The following is a 3,931-nucleotide window of genomic DNA, read 5'->3' as shown; positions in this document are numbered from 1 at the left end:
ACACACCCAGCGAAATCCGGTCGGTCAACCGGACAGTCGACCGACCGTCACCCGGATTCTTTATCTGACCAGCGCGAGCCACACGTCAACAATACCACCACGACGTCTAACTTAGCGGTATTGCAGTCGAGCACCAAGCCGTGATAGACGACGGGGTGGTTCAGTCGACGATACGCGACCGTATCGCAGTATCAACACAAACAGACCCCGCCAGCGGGCACGCCTGGGCCAGCCCGCACGGCCACCTCCCCAGGCCGCGGCTACCAAACCTCACCATCGACACACCCAGGAAGACAGAACACATCACCCTGCCGGATCATTTCGTTCGTTGCATCCTCGTGCGCGGAGCGCAATACTTCCACGGCCGGGCCGTGTTAGACGTCGCGGTCGCCGAACTTGTGCAACCGTCGAAGAGCACAAGAGTTCCCCCTTTTCGAATCGTCTTCGGACACGACGATCTGCGCACTCAGTGCACATTCCTCGACAGCCACGAGTTCCCGCCAGCCACCGCGACTACCGGAGTCTGCATCAAGCACGGTGACCCCCTACCGTCGACGACCTTATGCCCACCCATGCTCTTCGCCGGCGTGACGCTGGAGAAGAAACAATGACATACTCTTGGGAAGTGCTACGACTCACCGCATACACCGAGAAAAAGATAATAGCACGAGGCGCGACAGTGCATCACGAGCACCGGTACAAAGCAACCAGGGTGAGCGTGGTGGTTCAGTCGCGCCTCGGTGTCGCCGCACTGGTGCACGCCGACGAACATGTCGACCTCAACACGCTCATCACCCAAGCCGTGCTCGACGCAGCACGCGGCCGTAAAAATACAACAGTATCCAGCGCGCCCGTCACGAACATTCGATCGGCAATCGAAGAAATCCCAAATCCAGATTGTATGCGTACGCTTCCGTGGCTTGCCGAATTCGGCAACGAGCGCCAAACCATCGAATATCGTATCGACAGAGGATCCGCCAGCACACTCTCCCATACCATCGAGAACCGCTGGACCGACTTCGCCATTGCCAACCGGCCACTGGCCAGAGCGCCAACCGGCGCACCCCCTGCCAAGGCCAACATGCCTCGCCATCACTCTTCCTGCTGGCTCATCCCTCCAATAGTCCTCTCACAGCTGTTCCTGGAACCAATCATGAACGGTTTGACAGGTCGTGGCACCCTGCGTAAATGGCCTCACGTACGCCTGCTCGACCCGGCCTGGGGAGGCGGCATCGACTTGGACGGACACCCGCGAACGCCCACCATCTTTGCCCACCACAACAGGCTGCTCACCAAGCCAACAGAACGGCGACAGGCATGGACAGAAGGACAACCTCAGACAGGCCACGCCGGAATCGCCGGCGCGCACATCCGCGACCTGCTGGTCGCTGCGGACGAACCACCCGACGAAGCCTTACCTCCGGGCACGGTAGTCATGGATGGCAGATGTCTCGCAGCCGGCCACGATGGCCGCGACGCACTGGTCGCCTTAGAACTCCGTGACCCAGCCGGATCCACACAGCGTCCTCGTGCTGTCATACTCAACGACCTAACCGATCTTCTCGACCTCGGAACTTGGCACGGACCATGGCAACGAGGCTTGGGGCCATGGACATCCCGATGGCTAGCGATAGGAGAACCACAACGATGCCTACGTCCCCGTCCGCTGTGAACCTACCCTTGTCAAAATACCGCAACTTCAACGCCGTACTCGGGTCGGCGGCAGTGTCTTCACTGGGTGACGGCGTACGCCTAGCGGCCCTTCCGCTGCTGGTCGTGACAATCACCTCCGACCCCGTCGCCGTAAGTGGCGTCGCAATTGCCAACCGCCTGCCGTGGATATTTGTCGCCCTGTTCAGCGGTGCGATCGCCGACCGCTACCGACGTCGAACCCTCATCATCGTGGTCGACGCCGCGAGAGCAACGGTAGTGCTCGCCCTAGCTGCACTGATATTCCTACACGCCGACACACTCACCATGGTATACGTTGTCGCAGTCGGTCTCGGCATCGGCGAAACACTCTTCGACAGCGCGTCTCAGGGATTTCTACCAGATCTCGTTCCTGCCGAACACCTCTCGCGCGCCAACAGCCGACTTTTCACCGTCCGAATGGTGGGCTCCAACTTTCTCGGCCCAACCATAGGAAGCTGGCTGTTCGGGATCAGTAGAATGGTCCCATTCATCGCAGACTCAATCAGCTTCGCTGTTGGCTCTATGCTCGTTGGCACTGTCAAGAATCAAGAAACGCACCAGCCGCAGGGTAAACGAAAGTCTCTACTGCACGATGTGCGAGCAGGAATCAGTTGGCTATGGCGCCACCCCTTGATCCGCTCTTTCGCAATCGTGGTCACCCTGGTCAATTTCACCCAGAGCGCAAGCCAGTCCCTTCTCGTATTGCTCGCCGTTGACGACCTTGGTATTTCTAAAAACGCCTATGGCCTGCTGCTCACCGCTGGCGGCGTGGGCGGGTTCATCGGCGGGATGCTCTCACCACGTATCGGCGATCGGCTCGGAGTGCCATACATATTGTGGCCCGCCATCGCACTGACGTGTCCGTTGTTCTTCGTGATGGCATGGACGAGACAACCGGTCATGCTGGGTGCCGCGCTGGCATCCAACGCCTTTCTCGGAATTCTGGCAAACGTACAAATGATCTCTCTGCGGCAACGACTCGTTCCTCGCAACTACCTCGGCCGTGTGGGGAGCGTGAACCAGTTCCTGTCCTTCGGTCTGGCGATACCAATCGGTGCACTCGCAGCCGGCCTACTGGCCCACTGGACAAGTGTTCGCACGGTCTACCTGGCGGCAGCCGTCGCCGTGCTCGTACTTTCACTAGGGGTTATGCGGCAGATGCGTCCCGCAGCGATCAAACAAGCAATCGCAGAGGTCGAAAACGAACCAGCGGGAGAATCGTACTGAATCGAAAGTGATCACTTGCCGGTATGATGATCACGGGTGGTCGAGGGTGAGGGTGGTGCACGTCGGTTGTCCCGGGCGCAGCGGGAGGTGCTGCGGCTGCGGGTGGTGGCGGCGTTGGAGTCTGGGCAGGTCAGCGGTTATCGGCGGGCGGCGCAGGTGTTTCGGGTCTGCGAGCGCTCGGTGGGCAGTTGGTGGCGGGCGTATCGCCGGGATGGTCGCCAGGCGCTGGCGGTGCGACGCCGATGGTGGTGGTCCGGTCGTCCGGCCCGCGCGTGGCCAGGGGAGCCACCCGCACCCCGTCGACCGGTCACGTCCAGACGCCGTCGCTGGTGGTCGGGCAGGGTCTCGGGCCTGCATGAGCATGTGCTCAGCTTGGATCGGAACGAGATCGACCAGAAAAATCGAGACCCACGTCCTGCGAGGGGTGTGTCCCGGAATGCACCGAGGTGATCGATGACGGAGTGGACAACTGCGCGGATGTTGGCATGGCGGGATGCCGCGGGGGAAGACCTGCTTGATCGGGTACATGCGCTGGTGATGGCGAACCTGCCACCCGATCACGAGGTCTGGCGCACGATTCGTGGCGATGCGGTCCTGGCCAGTCGCGTTCGCGGGATGCTGCCCGGCGTGCAGCGCCGCGTGGACGACACGCGCGACGCCGCCATGGGCAAGCTCCGCGTCTCAGCCGCCAAACGGGCGCTCGACCCACCGCGCGAGGACGCCGCACCGCGGCAGCAAGTGCGCCACGCCTCGCCCGGAGCTGCCGGCCGTGCGGACCGGCCTATCTCGTTGTTCGAAGACGTCCCTGCCGACAAGCCGGACCAGACTCGGCAGGATAGGAATCGCACAGACGCCTCGCATCCGGCGTCCAGGTCCGCATCACCGAGTAAGAGGCCGCGCAGATTGGTGAGTGTTACGGGCGTCGAGCGGGTCTTGTGTCCCAGCGGTGAGTGGTCCAGGCCCGTCGGATGAGGCTACGGACTGTGATGATCGCGTCGGCGAGGTCGAAGAA

At 61.7% G+C, this 3,931-nt stretch carries 3 protein-coding genes and 1 pseudogene; 3 read left to right on the top strand and 1 reads right to left on the bottom strand.

The features are described from left to right. Positions 1-712: 712 nt before the first annotated feature. The 3 genes from FFT21_RS28150 to FFT21_RS30860 are packed head-to-tail and all read left to right on the top strand — an operon-like array spanning position 713 to position 3,369. Positions 713-1,672: a hypothetical protein gene (locus FFT21_RS28150; protein ID WP_137816935.1), complete on the top strand. Its 960-nt coding sequence runs from the start codon at positions 713-715 to the stop codon at positions 1,670-1,672. After that, complete coding sequence (locus FFT21_RS28145) at positions 1,588-2,919, top strand: MFS transporter (RefSeq protein WP_137816934.1); 1,332 nt, start codon at positions 1,588-1,590, stop codon at positions 2,917-2,919. The genes FFT21_RS28150 and FFT21_RS28145 overlap by 85 nt, the downstream gene beginning before the upstream one ends. Positions 2,920-2,955: 36 nt before the next feature. Beyond that, positions 2,956-3,369 (top strand): helix-turn-helix domain-containing protein, encoded by a 414-nt coding sequence (locus FFT21_RS30860; protein ID WP_137816933.1) that lies wholly within the window; start codon positions 2,956-2,958, stop codon positions 3,367-3,369. 463 nt (positions 3,370-3,832) lie between these two features. Here FFT21_RS30860 and FFT21_RS28135 read toward each other — a convergent pair. Further along, positions 3,833-3,931: pseudogene (locus tag FFT21_RS28135) on the bottom strand (IS5/IS1182 family transposase); the annotation flags it as partial.

This window comes from Gandjariella thermophila (assembly GCF_005405885.1).
Taxonomy (GTDB): Bacteria; Actinomycetota; Actinomycetes; order Mycobacteriales; family Pseudonocardiaceae; genus Gandjariella; species Gandjariella thermophila.
This window is presented reverse-complemented; position numbering and strand designations above follow the sequence as displayed.

What these genes read in the sequence shown, in the direction of transcription:
- FFT21_RS28145 (WP_137816934.1), top strand. Translation starts at nt 1,588, where the DNA reads ATGGCAACGAGGCTTGGGGCCATGGACATCCCGATGGCTAGCGATAGG.